This is a genomic window from Streptomyces sp. NPDC002130 (genome assembly GCF_040296465.1).
Lineage (GTDB): Bacteria > Actinomycetota > Actinomycetes > Streptomycetales > Streptomycetaceae > Streptomyces.
Genome location: NZ_JBEOXI010000156.1, coordinates 1 through 20,163, shown reverse-complemented (window position 1 = coordinate 20,163; position 20,163 = coordinate 1). Strand labels below are relative to the sequence as shown.

At 69.1% G+C, this 20,163-nt stretch carries 13 protein-coding genes; 2 read left to right on the top strand and 11 right to left on the bottom strand.

The window, feature by feature from the left end:
- From ABT116_RS26665 to ngcE, 9 genes are all read right to left on the bottom strand, one after another.
- Positions 1–633, bottom strand: a 633-nt coding sequence (locus ABT116_RS26665) for an amino acid permease (RefSeq protein WP_351638680.1), incomplete at its 3' end; no start/stop codon positions are given.
- 190 nt (positions 634–823) lie between these two features.
- Positions 824–2,746, bottom strand: a complete 1,923-nt coding sequence (gene dxs, locus ABT116_RS26660; protein ID WP_351638676.1) for a 1-deoxy-D-xylulose-5-phosphate synthase — start codon at positions 2,744–2,746, stop codon at positions 824–826.
- 181 nt (positions 2,747–2,927) lie between these two features.
- The gene (locus tag ABT116_RS26655; protein ID WP_351638670.1) at positions 2,928–4,220 is read right to left on the bottom strand and encodes a sugar ABC transporter permease; all 1,293 of its coding nucleotides are present in this window, start codon (positions 4,218–4,220) and stop codon (positions 2,928–2,930) included.
- Positions 4,217–5,008, bottom strand: a complete 792-nt coding sequence (locus ABT116_RS26650; RefSeq protein WP_010033972.1) for an ATP-binding cassette domain-containing protein — start codon at positions 5,006–5,008, stop codon at positions 4,217–4,219. The genes ABT116_RS26655 and ABT116_RS26650 overlap by 4 nt, the downstream gene beginning before the upstream one ends.
- A 189-nt stretch (positions 5,009–5,197) precedes the next feature.
- Positions 5,198–6,298, bottom strand: a complete 1,101-nt coding sequence (locus ABT116_RS26645) for an ABC transporter substrate-binding protein (RefSeq protein WP_351638685.1) — start codon at positions 6,296–6,298, stop codon at positions 5,198–5,200.
- Between the two features lie 133 nt (positions 6,299–6,431).
- A complete protein-coding gene (locus ABT116_RS26640; protein WP_351638660.1) occupies positions 6,432–7,643 on the bottom strand; it encodes an ROK family transcriptional regulator in 1,212 nt (403 codons plus the stop codon).
- Between the two features lie 462 nt (positions 7,644–8,105).
- Positions 8,106–9,029 carry a carbohydrate ABC transporter permease gene (locus tag ABT116_RS26635; RefSeq protein WP_351638654.1) on the bottom strand — a complete coding sequence of 308 codons (924 nt, stop codon included), beginning with the start codon at positions 9,027–9,029 and terminating at the stop codon, positions 8,106–8,108.
- A 3-nt stretch (positions 9,030–9,032) separates the two neighbouring features.
- On the bottom strand, positions 9,033–9,959 hold the full coding sequence (locus ABT116_RS26630) for a carbohydrate ABC transporter permease (RefSeq protein WP_351638649.1): 927 nt from the start codon (positions 9,957–9,959) through the stop codon (positions 9,033–9,035).
- A gap of 43 nt (positions 9,960–10,002) precedes the next feature.
- Complete coding sequence (gene ngcE / locus ABT116_RS26625) at positions 10,003–11,457, bottom strand: N-acetylglucosamine/diacetylchitobiose ABC transporter substrate-binding protein (protein ID WP_351638645.1); 1,455 nt, start codon at positions 11,455–11,457, stop codon at positions 10,003–10,005.
- Positions 11,458–11,825: 368 nt separating this feature from the next.
- Here ngcE and ABT116_RS26620 point away from each other — a divergent pair, with 368 nt between their 5' ends.
- Entirely contained in the window at positions 11,826–15,623 is a 3,798-nt protein-coding gene (locus ABT116_RS26620) for a GH92 family glycosyl hydrolase (RefSeq protein WP_351638642.1), read from the top strand.
- Positions 15,624–15,643: 20 nt separating this feature from the next.
- Entirely contained in the window at positions 15,644–17,626 is a 1,983-nt protein-coding gene (locus ABT116_RS26615) for an alpha-glucuronidase (protein WP_351638639.1), read from the top strand.
- On the opposite strand, the gene ABT116_RS26610 is transcribed toward ABT116_RS26615, so the two are convergent.
- Entirely contained in the window at positions 17,572–19,614 is a 2,043-nt protein-coding gene (locus ABT116_RS26610) for a beta-galactosidase (RefSeq protein ID WP_351638634.1), read from the bottom strand. The genes ABT116_RS26615 and ABT116_RS26610 overlap by 55 nt on opposite strands.
- Positions 19,611–20,163: hypothetical protein (locus ABT116_RS26605; protein WP_351638631.1), on the bottom strand; the 553-nt coding region annotated here is incomplete at its 5' end. The genes ABT116_RS26605 and ABT116_RS26610, both read right to left, overlap by 4 nt.

The following is a 20,163-nucleotide window of genomic DNA, read 5'->3' as shown; positions in this document are numbered from 1 at the left end:
GTTGGCACCCTTGACGAGGAACGCGCCCGCGATGATCACGACCAGGACGACCGTCACCTTGATGGCGACGACCAGCGACGTGATCCGTGCCGACAGTTTCATGCCGAGCACGAGGATGCCGGTCAGGACGAGGACGAGCGCGGCGGCGAGGATGTCGAAGCCGAAGGCGTCGGCGCCCTCCCGGCTGCCCAGGCCCGCGGGCATCGTCCAGCCCGCGTTGTCCATGAGCGACTGGATGTAGCCGGACCAGCCGACGGCCACCACCGCCGTACCGAGGGCGAACTCCAGGACGAGGTCCCAGCCGATGATCCAGGCGGGCAGTTCACCGAGGGAGGCGTAAGAGAACGTGTAGGCGGACCCGGCGACCGGGACCGTGGACGCGAACTCGGCATAACAGAGGGCGGCCAGGGCACACGCGACGCCCGCCGCCACGAACGCCAGAGCCGTCGCGGGCCCGGCGTTGTCCTTGGCGACCGTGCCGGTGAGAACGAAGATGCCGGTACCGATGATCACACCGACGCCGAAGACGGTCAGATCCACCGCGGACAAGGACTTCTTGAGCGCGTGTTCTGGCTCCTCGGTGTCGAGGATGGACTGCTCGACCTTCTTCGTCCGGAAGAGGGTACTGCTCACGGGGTACCTCCCACGCTTGTCGTCCTCGACATGATCGAGAGGTGGCACCATCCGTATGCCCCGGCACGGGCCAATTCACGCCAATGGGCCGGTTCCACCACCCTCACGGTGGGAAACCGGCCCATCTCGAACCCGTTCGGCCGCGTCGGCCGCGTCGGCCGCGTCGGCCGCGTCGCCCGTCTCGGCCGCGTCAGTCGCGCGCGGCGTCCACGGCGTCCGCCGCACTGCGCTCGAAGCGCCCGTCCAGCTTGGCGACCAGCCCGGTCACCTGCCGGGCGATGTCGGGCGCGGTGAGCCCGATCTCGGCGAGGACCTCGGCCCGGGAGGCGTGGTCGAGGAAGCGCGGCGGGATGCCGAAGTCCCGCAGCGGCACGTCGACCCCCGCGTCACGCAGGGCCTGCGCGATCGTCGAGCCGACACCGCCGACGCGGCTGTTGTCCTCGACGGTCACGACCACGCGGTGCTGCTCGGCGAGCGGGGCCATGGCCTCGTCGACGGGCTTGACCCAGCGCGGGTCGACGACGGTCGTGGAGATGCCCTGCTTGTCGAGCAGGCCGGCGATCTCCAGGCACATCGGCGCGAGGGCCCCGACGGAGACCAGCAGCACGTCCGGCCGGTCGGTGCCGGGCTCGCGCAGGACGTCCATGCCGCCGACGCGGCGCACCGCGGGCACGGCGGGGCCGACGGCACCCTTGGAGAAGCGGACCACGGTCGGCGCGTCGTCGACGGCGACGGCCTCACGCAGCTGGGCGCGCACCTGGTCGGCGTCGCGCGGCGCGGCCAGCCGCAGTCCGGGGACGACCTGGAGGATCGACATGTCCCACATGCCGTTGTGGGAGGCCCCGTCGGTGCCGGTGACCCCGGCCCGGTCGAGCACGAAGGTGACGCCGCACTTGTGCAGGGCCACGTCCATCAGCACCTGGTCGAAGGCGCGGTTGAGGAAGGTGGCGTACACGGCGAACACCGGGTGCACGCCGCCCGTGGCCAGGCCGGCCGCGGAGACGGCGCCGTGCTGCTCGGCGATGCCGACGTCGTAGACCCGCTTGGGGAAGCGCTTGGCGAACTTGTCGAGGCCGACCGGCTGGAGCATCGCGGCCGTGATGGCGACGATGTCCTCGCGCTCCTCGCCGAGCTTGACCATCTCCTCGCCGAAGACGGACGTCCAGTCGGCGCCGGAGCTGGCGATCGGCAGGCCCGTGTCGGGGTGGATCTTGCCGACGGCGTGGAAGCGGTCAGCCTCGTCCTGGAGGGCCGGCTGGTAGCCGCGGCCCTTCTCGGTGAGGCAGTGCACGATGACCGGCCCGCCGAACCGCTTGGCCTTGGCGAGCGCGGACTCCAGGGCCTCCAGGTCGTGTCCGTCGATCGGGCCGACGTACTTCAGGCCGAGGTCCTCGAACATGCCCTGCGGGGCGATGAAGTCCTTCAGCCCCTTCTTGGCGCCGTGCAGGGTGTCGTAGAGCGGCCGTCCGACGACGGGCGTGCGCTCCAGGACCTCCTTGGTGCGGGCGAGGAAACGCTCGTAGCCGTCGGTGGTGCGCAGGGTCGCCAGGTGGTTGGCGAGACCGCCGATGGTCGGCGCGTAGGAGCGCTCGTTGTCGTTGACGACGATGACGAGCGGCCGGTCCTTGGCGTCGGCGATGTTGTTCAGCGCCTCCCAGGCCATGCCGCCGGTCAGGGCGCCGTCACCGATCACGGCCACGACGTGGTCGTCACGCTCCATGATCTGGTTGGCCTTGGCGATGCCGTCGGCCCAGCCGAGGACGGTCGAGGCGTGCGAGTTCTCGATGACGTCGTGCTCGGACTCGGCCTGCGAGGGGTAGCCGGACAGGCCGCCCTTCATCTTCAGCTTCGAGAAGTCCTGGCGGCCGGTGAGCAGTTTGTGGACGTAGGACTGGTGGCCGGTGTCCCAGAGCACCTTGTCCTTGGGCGAGTCGAAGACCCGGTGCAGGGCGATGGTGAGCTCCACCACGCCGAGGTTGGGGCCGAGGTGACCGCCGGTCTTGGAGACCGCTTCGACGAGGAAGCTCCGGATCTCCTCCGCCAGCTGGTTCAGCTCCTCCAGGTTGAGCCGGTCCAGATCGCGCGGTCCCCTGATACGGGTCAGCAGCGGCACCCGTGCCTCCTTGCAGTAGAGCTGTTGCCGGGCTTGTCGAGTCTAATGTTCCGCCTTTGCGGGCGGCGCCGAGGCTGTGCGTCGTACGTCACGCGTTCGGCTCTACCCATGGTGCGCCACCTCTACGACACAACTGTGCCCGGTACCTGGGAGGTACCGGGCACAGGCGGGTTCTCGGGCGCTACGCGCGCCCGGCGGTCTTCTGCGTCTTGCGGGTGACGGCGTCGATCACGACCGTGGCCAACAGCACACCACCGGTGATCATGTACTGCACCGGGGAGGCGATGCCCTCCAGGGCGAGGCCGTACTGGATGGACACGATCACCAGGACACCGAGCAGCGCGTTCCAGGTGCGGCCACGGCCACCGAACAGCGACGTGCCGCCGATGACCGCCGCGGCGATCGCGTTCATCAGCAGGTCACCACCGCCGGCGCCCTGGTTGGCCGCGGCGATCTTGGACGCGATGAACAGGCCGCCGACCGCGGCGAAGGTGCCGGAGATCGCGAACACCGAGATCCGGACCTTCTCCACGTTGATACCGGCCCGGCGGGACGCCTCGACGCTGCCGCCGAGCGCGAACACCTTCCGGCCGTACGACGTGCGGCGCAGCACGAAGTCCGTGACCAGCAGCACCACGATGAAGATCACCACGGCGAGCGGCAGGCCCTTGTACTGGTTGAAGACGATGGCGACGGCGAAGGCGAGCACCGCCAGCAGCACGGTCCGCACGATGGTCTCGCTCAGCGGCCGGGACGGCACGCCCGCGGCCTCGCGGCGCCGGTTGCCGAAGAAGGAGCTGAGGAAGAACCCGGCGGTCACCACCGCGGCCAGAGCGTACGCGGCGGCCACGTCGGAGAAGTAGTAGCTGGTCAGCTGGGCCACGACCCCGTCCGGGTCGAGGTTGATCGTGCCGTTGTCGCCGAGGATCTGGAGCATGAGGCCGTTCCAGAACAGCAGACCGGCCAGGGTGACGGCGAACGCGGGGACGCCGATCTTCGCGAAGAAGAAGCCGTGCAGCACGCCGGCGACCGTGCCGGTGAGGATGGCCAGCACGAAGGCGAGCCACTCGTTCATGCCGTTGGTGACGTTCAACACCGCGAAACTCGCGCCCGCGACACCGGAGACCGAGCCGACCGACAGGTCGATCTCGCCGAGCAGCAGCACGAACACGATACCGACGGCGATCATGCCCGTGCCGACCATGGCGACGGACATGTCGGACAGGTTGCCCGCGGTGAGGAAGTTGGAGTTCAGGCTCGTGAAGATGAGCCAGATGATCGCCAGGCCGATGACGACCGGGATGGAGCCCAGGTCACCGGACTTCATCTTTCGCTTGAACTCGGTGACGTAGCCCTTGAGGCCCTGCTCGCGCACCAGCAGCCGGGGGTCGACGACCGTGACGGCGGCCTTGGCCGCCTCGGGGTTCTCCACGACGTGTTCTTCCGGAGCCGCGGAGGTCTTGTCGATGCTCACTTGGAAACCTCCCCGTTCGTGCGCGCCGCACGGCGGGTCACGGCGTTGTCGGTGGCGCCGGTGATGGCGGAGATGATCTCTTCCTGCGAGGTCGACTTGACCTCGAAGACGCCGTTGTTGCGCCCGAGGCGCAGCACGGCGACCTTGTCCGCGACGGCCTTCACATCGGCCATGTTGTGGCTGATGAGGATGACGGCGTGGCCGCGCTCGCGCAGCCGCTCGACCAGGTCGAGGACCTGCGCGGTCTGCTCGACGCCGAGGGCGGCGGTGGGCTCGTCGAGGATGACCAGCTTGGGCTCGCCGAGCATGGATCGGGCGATGGCCACGGTCTGGCGCTGACCGCCGGAGAGCGAGGCGATCGGGATGCGCACGCTGGGGATGCGGATCGACAGCGTGTCGAGCAGTTCGCGGGAGCGGCGCTCCATCTCGACCTCGTCCAGGACACCGCGCTTGCGGATCTCCCGGCCCAGGTAGAGGTTGCCGACGACGTCGATGTTGTCGCAGAGCGCGAGGTCCTGGTAGACGGTCGCGATGCCCAGGTTCTGGGCGTCGTGCGGCTTGTTGATCTGGACGGACCTGCCGTCCCATTCGATGACGCCCTCATCGATGGGGTGCACGCCGGCGATCGTCTTGACCAGCGTGGACTTTCCGGCTCCGTTGTCGCCGACCAGGGCGACCACTTCACCGGCGTGGACCTCAAGCTCTACGTCGGTGAGCGCCTGAACGGCACCGAACCGCTTGGAGACCCCGCGCAACGCCAGCACGGGCGTAGCGGACACGTGAACCATCTCCTTCGCCGCCTGACCCGGCGGGAGGTTGTGCAGAAGTGTGGGAGGAGTGATCACTCCGGCGCCCCGCATAGCTTGCGGGGCTGATGTGGCGGGGCACCGGAGGAACTCTGGGGGCGAACCGGTCCCCGCACGGAGTCACGGGAGTCCGGACCGGACTCCCGTGCCCTCAGGGGACTTGGCGGTTGCCTAATTGAGGCCGATCTTGTCGCAGGCGGCCTTGTACTTGCCCGCGCAGATCTCGTTCACGGTGTAGATGCCGTCCTTGATGACGGTGTCGTTGATGTTGTCCTTCGTCAGCGAGACGACCGGGACGAGGACGGAGGGGACGGCCTTGGTGGTGGGGCTGTCGACCTTGTCCTTGGCGATCGAGTCGAGCGACTTGCCCTGGGCGAGGGCGACGGCCATCTCGGCCGCGACGTCCGCCTCCTGCGGGTAGGGCTTGTAGACGCTCATGTACTGCTCACCGGTGACGATGCGCTGCACACCGGCGAGTTCGGCGTCCTGGCCGGTGACCGGGATGTCGGCGATGCCGGCGGCCTTCAGGGCGGTGATGATGCCGCCCGCCATGCCGTCGTTGGCGGAGTAGACGCCGACGATCTTGTCCTTGCCGAGGGCGGAGATGGCGCCTTCCATGTTGGAGTTGGCGTTCTCCGGCTTCCACTCCTTGGTGTCGTACTCGCGGCCGACCTTCACCTTGCCGTCGAGCACGGAGTGCGCGCCCTGCTTGAACTGGGCGGCGTTCGGGTCGGTGGAGGACCCGTTCATCATGACGATCTGGCCGTCCTTGGCCTTGTCGCCGAGGGCCTTCAGCAGGGCCTCGCCCTGGGTCTTGCCGACGGTGACGTTGTCGAACGAGGTGTAGGCGTCGATCGGGCCCTCGGCCAGGCGGTCGTAGGCGACGACGGGGATGCCCGCGTCCTTGGCCTTCTTCACCGAGCCGGCGATGGCCTTGGAGTCCACGGCGTCCACGATCAGCACGTCGACCTTGTTCGACACCATCGCGTCGACCTGCTGGTTCTGCGTGCTGGCGTCCTGCTTGGCGTTGGCGTAGACGACCTCGCCCTTGCCGTTGGTGAGTTCCTTGACCTTCTTCTGGATGAGCGGCCGGTCGAACTTCTCGTAACGGGCGGTCGCGTTCTCCGGAAGGAGCAGGCCGACCTTGATGTCGTCGCCCTTCTTGGCGGACCCGGTGGAGTCGGCGTTGTCGCCCGACTCCTTGGCGCTGCCACAGGCAGCAAGCGAAACGGCCATCGCACCGGCGGCAATAGCAACAGCGGCGCGGCGCATACGCGTGTTCACTTCAGAAACCTCCCTGACGAGGCCGCGACATTGCGACCGAGGTGGCTGGAAGTCAACTCGGCCACACGTGCGACGTCAAGAAGTAAATCCTTAACGAGATGGCAACGGTGCCATCCGTTCTCTAAGTGAAGGCAGGGGTGGCTGCCCGCAGTGCGCCGGGAGCAGTTCCGTCCAGAAGGGTCGAATCACCCATCTCGCTGAGGGCGAGAGCGAGCGCTCCGAGCACCTCCGCACGGCCGCCGAGGGCACCGGGGAGAACGGACAACTGGCGTGCCGCACTGGGGATCGCGTAGCGGCCGACGGACTCCCGGATCGGCCCGAGTACCAGCTCACCGGCCTCGGCGAGATCACCGCCGAGGACCACCCGGCTCGGGTTCAGCAGGTTGCAGAGATTGGCCACTCCACTGCCGATGTGGCGGCCGACGTCGGCGATCACCCGACGGCAGCCCGGGTCTCCGTCCCGCGCCAGCCGTACGACGCCCTCCATGGTCAGATCGGTGCCGTGACTGGACTGGAGGAGCGGGAGCACGTAGCGCGCGGCCGCGAAGGTCTCCAGGCAGCCGCGGTTGCCGCAACGGCAGACGGGGCCGGACTCGTCGAGTGTAATATGCCCGATTTCTCCTGCGGTGCCGCCGGGGCCGCGGTAGATCTTGCCGCTGATCACCAGGCCGGCGCCGACGCCGCTGGCGACCTTGATGTAGGCCAGGTCGCGGACGCCCCGGCCGCTGCCCCAGACCATCTCGCCGAGGGCGCCGAGGTTGGCGTCGTTGTCCACGTGCACGGGGACGCCGAGGCGGCCGCGGAGCTCCTCGGCGGGCTTGGTGCCGGTCCAGCCGGGGAGGATGGCGGTCGAGCCGAGGGTGCCGGACTCGACGTCGATGGGGCCGGGGACGCCGAGGCCGACGCCGGCGATCTTGGTGCGGTCGACGCCTGTGGCTTCGATCAGGCGGGTGACCAGTTGTTCCGCGCGGTCGAAGCCCTGGGTGGACGAGGCGTCGACGTCGAGGGGCTCGGATTCCTCCGCCAGGACCTGGTGGGCGAGGTTGCCGATGGCGACGCGGAGGTGGGTGTGGCCGAAGTCGACGCCGATGACGATGCCGGCGTCGCCGCTGAGCGAGACGCTGCGGGCCCTGCGGCCGCCGGCGGACGTCGGTGTGACCTCGACGGTGCCGCCGTCCTTCAACTCCCGGACGATGTTGGAGACCGTCGCCGCGGACAGGCCTGTCGTCCGCGCGATCTCGGCCTGGGTGAGGGAGCCGGCGAGGCGCACGGCTCGTACGACTCGCTCCAGGTTGGCTCGGTGCAGCGATGACTGCGACCCCGGAGTCTCCACGACGACCTCCTGCGCGCGGGGCCGCATCGATGAGACCCCGTCTATGTCCAACTAGTGAACTCTAAGCTGAGCCGTTCGGGTCGCCTCCCGTCAAGAGGTTGAACTGATTCCGGGGTGTGCGCGGGCCGTCGCGGAGCGCTATGTGGGGGTACGCGCTTTCTGCCTGCGGCGCCTGTGCGGGTTCGGTGGGGTGCGCGTCTTCGCGTGGCGCCGGGTGGTGGGTCGGGGCCGCGCCGGGGGGTGTCCGTCCTCGGAACGTCGCGATGGGCTTGCACGCCGACTGACTCTTCGTTGACGCGACAACCGCTGCGGGCGGACACCCCCCGACACGGCCCCTTGCGTCGTCCGGCGGCTGCGCCTAGCTGCGGGCATGCGTGCCGCTGAGGGCGGCACGGGTGGGCGCAGCGGCACCCCGCTCCGCCGGGCTGCGGACCCACCCGGCCTCAGCCCTGACCAGCTGGGTTACTTCAACGCCCCCGCCGTAAGCCCCTGCACCACCTGCCGCTGGAAGATGATGTACGCCGCCAGCACCGGCAGCATCGCCATCACCAGGCCCGCGAACAGGCCCGACCAGTCGCCCTTGTAGCCCTGGCTCACCGCCAGCTGGACCAGGCCCTGGGTGAGGACGCGTTTGTCGGGGTCGGTGTTGAGGACCGTGGGGAGCATGTACTGGTTCCACTGGCCCAGGAAGTTGAAGATGCCGACGCTGATCAGGCCCGGCTTGGCCATGGGGAGCATGATCTGGAAGAACGTGCGGCTGTGGGACGCGCCGTCAACGAAGGCCGCTTCGGCGATCGACGTGGGCAGGGTGCGGAAGAACGCCGTGAGGAAGAACACCGTGAACGGCAGCGAGTAGGCGATGTAGACCAGGATCAGGCCGTGGATGGTGTTCAGCAGGCCCATGTTGTTCACGACGTAGAACAGCGGGACCAGTGCGAGCATGATCGGGAAGCTCATGCCGCCGATGAACAGGAAGTAGATGAAGCGGTTGCCCGGGAAGTCGAAGCGGGCCAGGACGTAGGCCGCCATGGAGCCGAGGACCAGCGTGCCGATGAGTGAACCGCCCACGACGAGGACCGTGTTGAGGAAGTAGTCGCTCATGTTGGCCTGGGTCCACGCCCGCGACCAGTTGTCGAAGTGCAGGGAGTCCGGGAGCGACCAGGGTGAGCTGAAGATCGAGCGGTCGTCCTTGAAGGACGTCATGACCGCCCAGAGCAGCGGCATGACCACCATGAACGCCCAGATGACCAGGACGCCGTGGGAGAAGACGTTGAGGGCCGTGCCCTCCTTCTTCTCCTTCAGGGGAGGGGGCGGCTTGATGTCCGTCTTGGTGATCGGGGCCCCGGACTCGGCCGGGAGCGGCGCGGGGGTTGCGGTCGTCTTCATGGGTCAGAACTCCAGCCGCTCGCGACGGCCCAGCCGCATCACCACGGCGGCGAAGGCCAGCGTGACGACGAGCAGGGCGACACCGATGGTGGTGGCGTAGGCGGCCTGCCCGTCACGGAACGCCTTCTGGTACACGTACAGGACCATGACGGTGGTCGAGTAGTCGGGACCGCCCGGCCCGGTCGTCATGATCTGCACGACCGCGAACGACTCGGCGCCCAGGGCGAGGATGCCCATGTAGACCCAGCCGGACTGCACCGTGTCCCAGAGCAGGGGCAGGGTGACCCGGAAGAACGTGGTGACGCGGTTCGCGCCGTCCAGGAGCGCGGCCTCGTACATCTCCGCCGGGATGGAGGCCATGCCCGCGGAGAAGAGGACGACGAAGAAGCCGACCGTCGACCAGACGAGGACCGCCATCACCGCCCAGAGGGCCAGGTCGGGATCGCCCAGCCAGAGGGGCTGGACGTCGTCCAGGCCGATGCCGCGCAGGAGCGAGTTGAGCGCTCCGCTGTCCGGGTTGTACGCGAACGCGAACAGCAGCGCGACGATGGCGATCGAGAGGACTTGCGGGAAGAAGTAGACGATCTTGTAGAAGGAGGAGCCGCGGACACCGGTGATCACCGGGCCGTTCTTTCTCTTTCTGCCGCCCACGTTGATCATGAAGGCGAAGAACAGCGCGAGGCCGATCGTCACCACCGGCAGCAGGAGGGCGAACAGCAGGCTGTGCTGCAACGACTTCCAGAAGATGTCGTCGTCGAGCATGCGGCTGTAGTTGTCGAAACCGACCATCTTGAATTCGGGGCTCAGGCCGGTCCAGTCCGTGAACGAGTAATAGATGGACTGGATGAACGGCCAGACCACGAAGAGCGCGTACAGTCCCAGGGGCAACGCGAGGAAGCCCACGATGAACCGGTACTTGCCGTGCTGCATCGCCACTCCGGTGCCGTGTGCGGAATTTGGGTTTCCGGTGCCGTTACTGGTGCTTGTAGTGCTTGATGGAGTTGTCCTTGGCGGTCTCGTCGGCGAAGCCCTGGATCTTCTTGATGGCCTCGGCCGGGGTCAGACGGCCGGCCATCATCTCGCCCAGGCCGGAGACGCCGATCTTCTCCTTCTGCAACTGCACATACCAGTCCTGCATACGGGGATTCACCACGTTCTCGCCGGCCTTGTCCAGGGCCGCGACACCGGATTTCAGACCGGGAGTGAGAGCGATGCCGTCGGTGCCGCCGTTGTACGCGGTCAGCGACTTCACCTTGCCGGTGAAGTTCTTCGAGGACGCCTCGCTGAGCATGATGCGCAGCTGCTCCATGCCGCCGGCGGCGTTCTTCGCCTTGGCCGGGACGATGAAGGGCTCGCCCCCGGAGGCCCAGATCGTGCCGAAGGGCATCTTGTCGGAGGAGTCGATGCCGGTGGGCGCGGAAACGGCCAGGTCGAAGTCCTTCGGGATGACGTTCGCCGACTCGTTCTCCACCCAGGAGCCGTTCGGGATGAACAGCGCCTTGCCCTCGGCCCAGGCGGTCTGCGACTGGATGTGGTCCAGGCCCGGGGTGCCCTTGAGGACGTAACCCTTCTTGTAGAGCTCGTAGTACGCCTCGAAGCAGGCCTTGACGGCCGGGTGCTTCCAGGCGTTCGGCTCCAGGTTGTCGATCGCGTCGAGGACCTCGCGGCCGCCGACCTTCCCGATCATCGGGTAGAGCGAGAAGGGGATGTAGTACGGGTATTTGCCCGCATACGTCCAGCCCGCCATGCCCTTCTTCTTGGCCTTCGCGCAGACCGCGAGCATCTGGTCCCAGGTCTCGGGGTACTGCTCGTCGAGCGAGTCCAGGGCCTTCTGCGAGTACCAGACGCCGTACACCGTGTAGGCGTAGTACAGGATCCAGACCTTCTCGCCGTCGAACTGGCCCATCTCCACGATGCCGGGGCGCAGCGTGTCGCGGACCTTCTTGTTCGGGTCGTCGTAGGAGGGCGCGTCCAGCAGCGGGGTGAGGTCGGTGAGCTGGTTCTTGCCGACCAGGACGCCCATGTCCATCTGCTCGGCGCCGGAGTTGTCGATGAGGTCCGGCGGGGTGCCCTGGTTGAAGCGGGGCTGGAGGGTGGACTGGATCTTCTGGGTCGCGGAGAACTTCACCGAGGCCTTGGGGAAGTTCTTCTCGTAGATCTTCACGGCGTCCTCGGCGTATTCCTTGCCGAAACCGCCGTCGAACAGGACGAATTCCATACCGGCCGTGTCGTTGACGGCGAGCGGGTTCTGCGCGGTCTTCTTGCCGGCCTTGGCCTTGTCACCGCTGTCGTCGCCGCCGCTGCTCGCGCAGGCGGACAGGAAGCCCATGGTGGGGACGGAGATCAGCCCGAGTGCGGCGGACCTCTTGATCAGATCACGGCGGCCGACACCCTCGGTGCCGTGGTTCTCGGCGGAAGTGGATCCCATGCTCAAGTCCTCGCCTTCTCCAGGACTCAGGCGGTGAACCGGATCCTTCCCGGCACCGCGATCGGGTCAAGCTGGGGCGTGCAGGAACGTGCGGGTGGTGATGTGTGGATCGGGTGAAGCGTGCGACAGGTATAGTCCACTTCCCGCCAGCGGATCAACATCGAACACAGGGTTGGCCATGGGTCTTATCCGAGTTGAGACCTCGCGGAAGTATGAGCGGCCTGCGGGTGCTCCGCCGGAAATATCCCGGTCACCGCGCCCGAATGCCACAGGCAACACCCTTGACACTCCCCGCCACTTGGGCGACTACTGGTCCTTGCGCACCGATGGTGACAACGTTGTCCACTGCGCAGGGAGGGTACCCGTTGATGCAGCGGAAAGCTCGGCACAGATGGGGTTCGGCGGTCGTGTCGGCGACCGCCTTCGCTTTGGCCCTGAGTTCACAGGGTGTTGCGGTCGCACTGCCGCAGGCCCCCGGGAAACCCGATCGGGGGTTCGCGTCCTCGTTCGAGGCGGACGACCCTGTTCCGGACTGGTCGAACACCGTCGACACCGGTCCCGACGGCGGCAAGCGGGCCTCGGGCGTCGACGGCGGCTACAGCAGCGGCATACCGGGCAACGTGACCGATCGCGTCACCGACGTCCGGGCCAGTGCCGAGAACGCGGGCGGCGGCGAGGTGAAGGAGAACCTCGTCGACGGCGAACCCAGCACCAAGTGGCTGGTCTTCGAGCCCTCCGGCTGGGTCGAGTTCGACCTGGACAAGCCGGTCAAACTGGTGCGTTACGCACTGACGTCGGCCAACGACCACGACGAGCGCGACCCGAAGGACTGGGCTCTGAAGGGCTCCGCCGACGGCAAGGAGTGGAAGACGCTCGACACCCGCTCCGGTGAGTCCTTCTCCGAGCGGTTCCGGACGAAGACGTACGACCTCGCCGAACCCGGTGAGTACCGGCACTTCCGGCTCGAGGTCACCGGGAACAACGGTGGCGGCATCCTCCAGCTCGCCGACCTGCAGCTCTCAACGGGCGGCACCGACGGGCCCGTCCCGCAGGACATGCTCTCCCTGGTCGACCGCGGCCCGAGCGGCTCCCCCACCGCCAAGGCGGGTGCCGGGTTCACCGGAAAGCGGGCCCTGCGTTACGCCGGCCGGCACACCGCCGTGGGGCGGGCGTACTCGTACAACAAGATCTTCGACGTGAACGTGGCCGTCGGCCGCGACACGCGGCTGGCCTACCGTGTCTTCCCGTCGATGGCGGACGGCGACCACGACTACGACGCGACGAACGTCTCCGTCGACCTCGCCTTCACCGACGGCACCCACCTGAGCGACCTGCGCGCCACCGACCAGCACGGCTTCCCGCTCACCCCGCGGGGGCAGGGCGCGGCGAAGATCCTTTACGTCAACCAGTGGAACGACGTGGCCTCGCGGATCGGGTCGGTAGCGGCCGGGAAGACCGTGGACCGGATCCTGGTGGCGTACGACTCCGCGAAAGGCCCGGCGAGGTTCCGGGGCTGGCTGGACGACGTGAGCATCGAGTCCGTCGCGCCCGAGCGGCCGAAGGCGCACCTGTCGGACTACGCGGTGACCACGCGGGGGACGAACTCCAGCGGCGGGTTCTCCCGGGGCAACAACCTCCCGGCGACGGCGGTGCCGCACGGCTTCAACTTCTGGACGCCGGTGACCAACGCGGGCTCGCTGAGCTGGCTGTACGACTACGCGCGAGCCAACAATTCCGACAACCTGCCGACGATCCAGGCGTTCAGCGCGAGTCATGAGCCAAGTCCCTGGATGGGTGACCGGCAGACGTTCCAGGTGATGCCGTCCGTGGCCACCGGGACCCCGGAGTACGGGCGGGAGGCACGGGAGCTGGCCTTCACACACGAGAACGAGACGGCGCGGCCGTACTACTACGGGGTGCGGTTCGAGAACGGGCTGAAGGCCGAGATGGCGCCGACGGACCACGCGGCGGCGCTGCGCTTCACCTACCCAGGCGACGACGCGAGCGTCCTCTTCGACAACGTGACGGACCAGGCGGGGCTCACCCTCGACAAGGAGAACGGCGTCGTCACCGGCTACTCGGACGTGAAGTCCGGGCTGTCCACGGGCGCGACCCGGCTGTTCGTCCACGGCGAGTTCGACAAGCCGGTGAGTGAGGGCTCGTCCTCCGGTGTGAAGGGCCACCTGCGCTTCAAGGCCGACGACCGGACCGTCACCCTGCGGCTGGCGACCTCACTGATCAGCCTCGACCAGGCCAAGGACAACCTGCGCCAGGAGATCCCGGAGGGCAGGTCCTTCGAGGCCGTGAAGAAGAGCGCCCAGCGGCAGTGGGACCGGCTGCTCGGCAAGGTCGAGGTCGAGGGCGCGACACCCGACCGGCTGACGACGCTGTACTCCAGCCTGTACCGGCTGTACCTGTACCCGAACTCCGGTTTCGAGAAGGTGGGTGGCGAGTATCGGTACGCCTCGCCCTTCTCCCCCATGCCGAACCCGGACACCCCGACGCACACCGGCGCGAAGATCGTCGACGGCAAGGTGTACATCAACAACGGCTTCTGGGACACCTACCGGACGACCTGGCCGGCGTACTCGTTGCTGACCCCGTCCCGGGCGGGCGAGCTGGTCGACGGGTTCGTGCAGCAGTACAAGGACGGCGGCTGGACCTCCCGCTGGTCCTCCCCCGGCTACGCGGACCTCATGACGGGCACCTCCTCGGACGTGGCGTTCGCGGACGCGTACGTCAAGGGGGTCGACTTCGACGCGGAGGCGGCGTACGAGGCGGCGGTGAAGAACGCCACGGTCGTACCGTCGAACCCGGGCGTCGGCCGCAAGGGCATGGCCACCTCCCCCTTCCTCGGCTACACGAGCACCGAGACCCACGAGGGCCTGTCCTGGGCGCTGGAGGGCTACCTCAACGACTACGGGATCTCCCGCATGGGCCGAAAGCTCTACGAGGAGACCGGCGAGCGGCGCTACAAGGAGGAGTCGGAGTACTTCCTGGACCGCGCCCGGGATTACGTGAACCTCTTCGACGCGAAGGCCGGGTTCTTCCAGGGCCGGAACGCGAAGGGCGACTGGCGGGTCGAGTCCTCGAAGTACGACCCGCGCGTCTGGGGTCACGACTACACCGAGACAAACGGTTACGGGTATGCGTTCACCGCTCCGCAGGACAGTCGGGGTCTGGCGAACCTGTACGGCGGCCGGAAGGGCCTTGCGGACAAGCTCGACGACTACTTCTCCACCCCGGAAACCGCCTCCCCCGAGTTCGTCGGCTCCTACGGCGGTGTCATCCACGAGATGACCGAGGCACGGGACGTCCGGATGGGCATGTACGGGCATTCCAACCAGGTCGCCCACCACGCGATCTACATGTACGACGCGGCCGGGCAGCCGTGGAAGGCGCAGGAGAAGGTCCGCGAGGTGCTGTCCCGGCTGTACACCGGCAGCGGGATCGGGCAGGGCTACCACGGCGACGAGGACAACGGCGAGCAGTCGGCCTGGTACCTGTTCTCCGCGCTCGGCTTCTACCCGCTGGTGATGGGCAGCGGCGAGTACGCCATCGGCTCGCCCCTGTTCACCAAGGCGACCGTGCATCTGGAGAACGGGCGCGAGCTGGTGGTGAAGGCGCCCCGCAACAGCGCGGAGAACGTCTACGTGCAGGGGCTGAAGGTGAACGGCCGGGCCTGGACGAAGACCTCGCTGCCCCACTCGCTGGTCGCCGGGGGCGGTGTCCTGGAGTTCGACATGGGCTCGCGGCCGTCGTCCTGGGGCACGGGCCGGCACGCGGCGCCCGTGTCGATCACCCGGGGCGACGAGGTGCCGGCACCGCGCGGGGACGTGCTGAAGGGTGACGGCGCCCTGTTCGACGACACCTCGGCGACGGACGCGGCGGTGACGTCCGTGGACCTGCCGGTCCACGAGGGCGCCGAGGCGGTCCAGTACACGCTGACGTCGTCGGCGGACCGGGCGAAGGCACCGGACGGCTGGACGCTCCAGGGCTCCACCGACGGCTCGACCTGGCAGACGCTGGACCGGCGTTCCGGGGAGTCCTTCGCCTGGGACCGGCAGACCCGCGCGTTCTCCGTGAGGTCGCCGGGTACGTACGAGAGGTACCGCCTGGTCCTCGACGCCGAGGCCACCCTGGCGGAGGTCGAACTGCTCTCCTGAGCAGCCGAGTTGGGGGTCCGATGTCGCTTCCCGTGCCCGTCCTGCCCGAAGGTGTCGATCCGGCCTGGCTGCCGCCCGCCGCGTTCGGGGCGGTCGGCGGCCGGCGGACGCTGATCCTGGGATCGGGTCCGCTGGTGGAGACGGTGCACGGGGAGGTGGCCGAGGCCTGCCGGCGGTTCGGGGGCCGGGTCGTGCGGGACGGCGTGCCGGACGGCGCGTACGACCTGGTCCTCGACCTCGGCGTTCATGACCTCGGTGACGAGGACTACACGGTCGGCCGGGAGGGCGGCACGACGACCGTCACCGCCTCCGGCGGACGCGGACTGCTGTACGGACTGTTCCATGTCGTACGTCTCGGGGAGGCGGCGTTCTCCGGCGAGCGGGCGAAGGAGACACACCGTCCCGCACTCGCCCTGCGCATGCTCGACCACTGGGACAACGTGGCCGTGCACCCGGTCATGGGCCAGGTGGAGCGCGGGTACGCGGGCGGCTCGCTGTTCTGGGAGGACGGCAGGGCGCGGGGCGACCTCGAGCGGGTGCGGGCGTACGGCAGGGTGCTCGCGGCGTGCGGGATCAACGCGCTGTCCGTGAACAACGTCAACGTGCACGCGACCGAGGCACGTCTGCTGACCGACCGCATCGGTGAAGTGGCCGAGATCGCCGGGGCGTTGCGCCCCTACGGCGTCCGCACCCATCTGTCGGTCTCGTTCGCGTCCCCGATCACGCTCGGCGGGCTGCCCACGGCCGATCCGCTGGACGGGGCGGTGCGCGGCTGGTGGGCCGAGGCGACGCGGCGGGTGTACGAGGCGATACCCGACTTCGGCGGGTACGTGGTGAAGGCCGACTCGGAGGGGCAGCCGGGGCCGTTCGCGTACGGCCGCAGTCACGCCGAGGGCGCGAACCTGCTGGCGGCGGCGCTGGAGCCGTTCGGCGGCACGGTGCACTGGCGGGCGTTCGTCTACGACCACCGCCAGGACTGGCGGGACCGCACGACGGACCGGGCCCGGGCCGCGTACGACCATTTCCTGCCGCTGGACGGGGAGTTCGCCGGCAACGCCGTGCTTCAGGTGAAGCACGGTCCGATGGACTTCCAGGTGCGTGAGCCGGTCTCGCCGCTGATCGGTGCGATGCCGCGGACCCGGCTGGCGGTGGAGCTGCAGGTCACCCAGGAGTACACCGGGCAGCAGCGGCATGTGTGCTGGCTGGGGCCGATGTGGAGTGGGGTGCTGCGGTTCCGGCACGAACAGGGCACGGCTGTGGGCGAGTTGGCGCGGGGCGGGCTCGTCGCCGTGTCGAACGCCGGTGACGACCCGTTCTGGACGGGGCATCCGCTGGCGCAGGCCAACCTGTACACCTTCGGGCGGCTGGCCTGGCAGCCGGACGCCGAGCCGGGCGCGGTGCTCGACGAGTGGATCGGGCTCAGCTTCCCGGACGCCCCCGCACGGCTGGCCGACGGGCTGCACGCCGTGCTCGACGGCTCGTGGCGGACGTACGAGAAGTACACCGCTCCCCTCGGCGTGGGCTTCATGGTGCAGCCGGGGCACCACTACGGGCCGAGTGTGGACGGCTACGAGTACAGCCCTTGGGGGACCTACCACTTCGCCGACCGGGACGGGATCGGCGTCGACCGCAGCGTGAAGAGCGGTACGGGCTACGCAGGGCAGTACGGCGAGCCGTGGGCCGAGCTGTACGAGTCTCCGGACACCTGCCCCGACGAGCTGCTGCTGTTCTTCCACCACGTGCCGTACGGGCACACCCTGCACGGCGGCAAGACGGTGATCCAGCACATCTACGACACGCACTTCGAGGGTGTCGAGGAGGTCGAGCAGGCCCGGGCGGTGTGGGCCTCGCTGGCCGGGCTGGTGGATCCGGCGCGCCATGCCCGGGTGACGGAGCGCTACGAGGAGCAGCTCCGCAGTGCCCGCGAGTGGCGCGACCAGGTCAACAGCTACTTCTTCCGCAAGTCCGGGGTGCCGGACGGGCAGGGGCGGCGGATCCACTGAAGGATCGCCACGCCCAGCGGGTCGAGGACCAGGGGTTCGCCCTCGTCCACCCGCTTGCCGGTGAGCAGGTCGGTGGCCGTGTCGAGCGCTGTCAGGTGGGCCGGTTCGGGGGCGTGGTTGAGGAGGAAGAGCAGACGGGTGCCGTCGGGGGCGACCCGGGTGGCGGTCTCCACCGCGGGGTGGCCGGCGTAGGGGCCGAGCAGGTCGTGGCGGGTCAGGATCCGGCGGACGACGTGGTCGACGCCCGGCTGGTCGAGGGCGGTGGCGACGTACCAGGCCTCGCCGTCGCCGAAGGGGTGGCGGGTGACGGCGGGGGTGCCCGCGTAGAAGTCGGTGCCGTAGGTGGCGACCGGTTCGGCGCCGCGCGGGAGCACGATCTCGAAGACGAGCCCGGCCTGCGCCCCGAGCTCGGGGACGGTCTGGGTGAACTCCGGCGGGCGGGCGTCCCATTCGTCGACGCGGATGCCCATGAGGGGCGCGAGCGGGCCGGGCACGTCGGTGAGGAAGGCGCGGTCGTGCTCGTCGACGCGGCCGGAGAGGAACGTGGTCAGGACCGTGCCGCCGCGGGCGGCCACGGCTTCGAGGCGCGGGGCGAGGTCGCCCTTGACCATGTGCAGGACGGGGGCGAGGACCACGTCGTAGGGCGTGAGGTCGGCGCTCTGCGGGATCACGTCCACGTCGGCGCCCGCCTCCCGGGCGGCCCGGTAGTAGGCGTGGACCACGTCCGGGTACGTCACCAGCCGGGACGGGCCGTCGGAGATCTCCAGGGCCCACCAGCTGTCCCAGTCGAAGAGGAGAGCGGTGCGGGCGGGGGTGCGGGCGCCGAGCGTCCGGTCCCCCAGGGCCTCCAGTTCCCGTCCCACGGAGGCGACTTCGCGGAAAACGCGGGTGTCGTCGCGGCCGGCGTGACCGATCACGGCCCCGTGGTACTTCTCGCAGGAACCTCGTGAGGCGCGCATCTGGAAGTAGAGGGCGGCGTCCGCGCCGTGGGCGATCGCCTGGAAGGTGGCGAGGCGGAGTTCGCCGGGCCGCCGCAGCGGGTTGACGTCACGGCAGGCCGTCGTCGACGGGGTCTGCTCCATCAGCCAGAACGGGGCGCCGTCCTTCAGGCCCCGCATCAGGTCGTGGGCGAGGGCGGGCCGGGTCGGCGGGGCGTCCAGGGGCGGGTAGTTGTCCCAGGACGCGAAGTCGAGGTGGGGCGCCCAGCGGTGGTAGTCGAGGGGGCGAAAAAGGCCCATGAAGTTGGTGGTGACCGGGGTGTCGGGGTCGTGGGCGCGGATCACCTCCTTCTCGGCCAGGAAGCAGCCGAGGAGGGCGTCGGTGGTGAAGCGGAGGTAGTCCAGGGTGATGCCCTGAAAGGCGGTGTGGTCGGGACCGCGCCAGTGCTCGGTGAGGGCGTTCGGCGGTTCTATCTGGTCCCAGGCGGTGTAGCGGTGGGACCAGAAGGTGGTGCACCAGGCGTCGTTGAGGGCGTCGAGGGTGCCGTGCCGGTCCCGGAGCCATTCCCGGAACGCCCCGGCGCACAGATCGCAGTAACAGGCGCCGCCGTACTCGTTGTTGATGTGCCAGGCGAGCAGGGCCGGGTGGTGCGCGTAGCGTTCGGCGAGACGGGAGGCCACCGCGGTGGCGCGTTCGCGGTACGCCGGTGAGCTGGGGCAGAAGTTGTGGCGCTGGCCGTAGCGGTGTCGGCGGCCCTCGAAGTCGGTGCGGTTGACCTCGGGGTGCCGCTTCGCGAGCCAGGGCGGGACGGCGGCGGTGCCGGTGGCGAGGCACACCCGGCGTCCCTCGGCGGCGGCCCGGTCCAGGACGCGGTCCAGGGTCGTGAAGTCGTAGGTCTCCGGAGCCGGCTGGGTGAGGGACCAGGTGAAGACGCCGACGGTGAGGGTGTCGACGCCGGCCCGGGTGAACAGGCGGTGGTCCTCGTCCCAGACCTCCCGCGGCCACTGTTCGGGGTTGTAGTCGCCGCCGTAGCGGATCTTGTGCGTCATGCGGTGAAGTCCTTCCGCGTCTCGTCGATCACCGGGCGGCTGCCGTGCAGCAGGGACAGCAGCAGCGGGGCGGCCAGCACGGCGGGCAGGGCCTCGGTCAGCACGGTCGCCGAGGCGGCCGTCAGGACCAGCAGGGAGGCGGCGGCGAGGGTGGCGCGGCCGTGCCGGAACAGGAAGTACGCGGCGAGGCGGGCGGTGTCCCTGGCGCGGAAGGCGAACAGGGACGTGAGGACGAGGGCGTGCGCGCCCCAGAGGAGTGAGCCGGTGCCGATCACCGCGAGCAGCAGCGCCCACCAGCCGGGCAGGCCGGTGGCGGAGAAGTGCGTGAGGGTGAAGGCGATGACCGTCAGCCACACCAGCAGGGGCGTCCACAGCTTCAGTGCCGGTACGGCGTTGAGCCGCCAGCCGCGCAGGCAGTCCCGGGCCGGGTGCAGCTCGGTGAGGTCGCGGCTGCGGTGGTGGAGGGCGTAGAGCGCGGCGGACAGGGCCGGCCCGAGGGGCAGCAGGCACAGGGCCGCGAGGGGCAGGTTGGCGGGGTCGGGGCCGAGC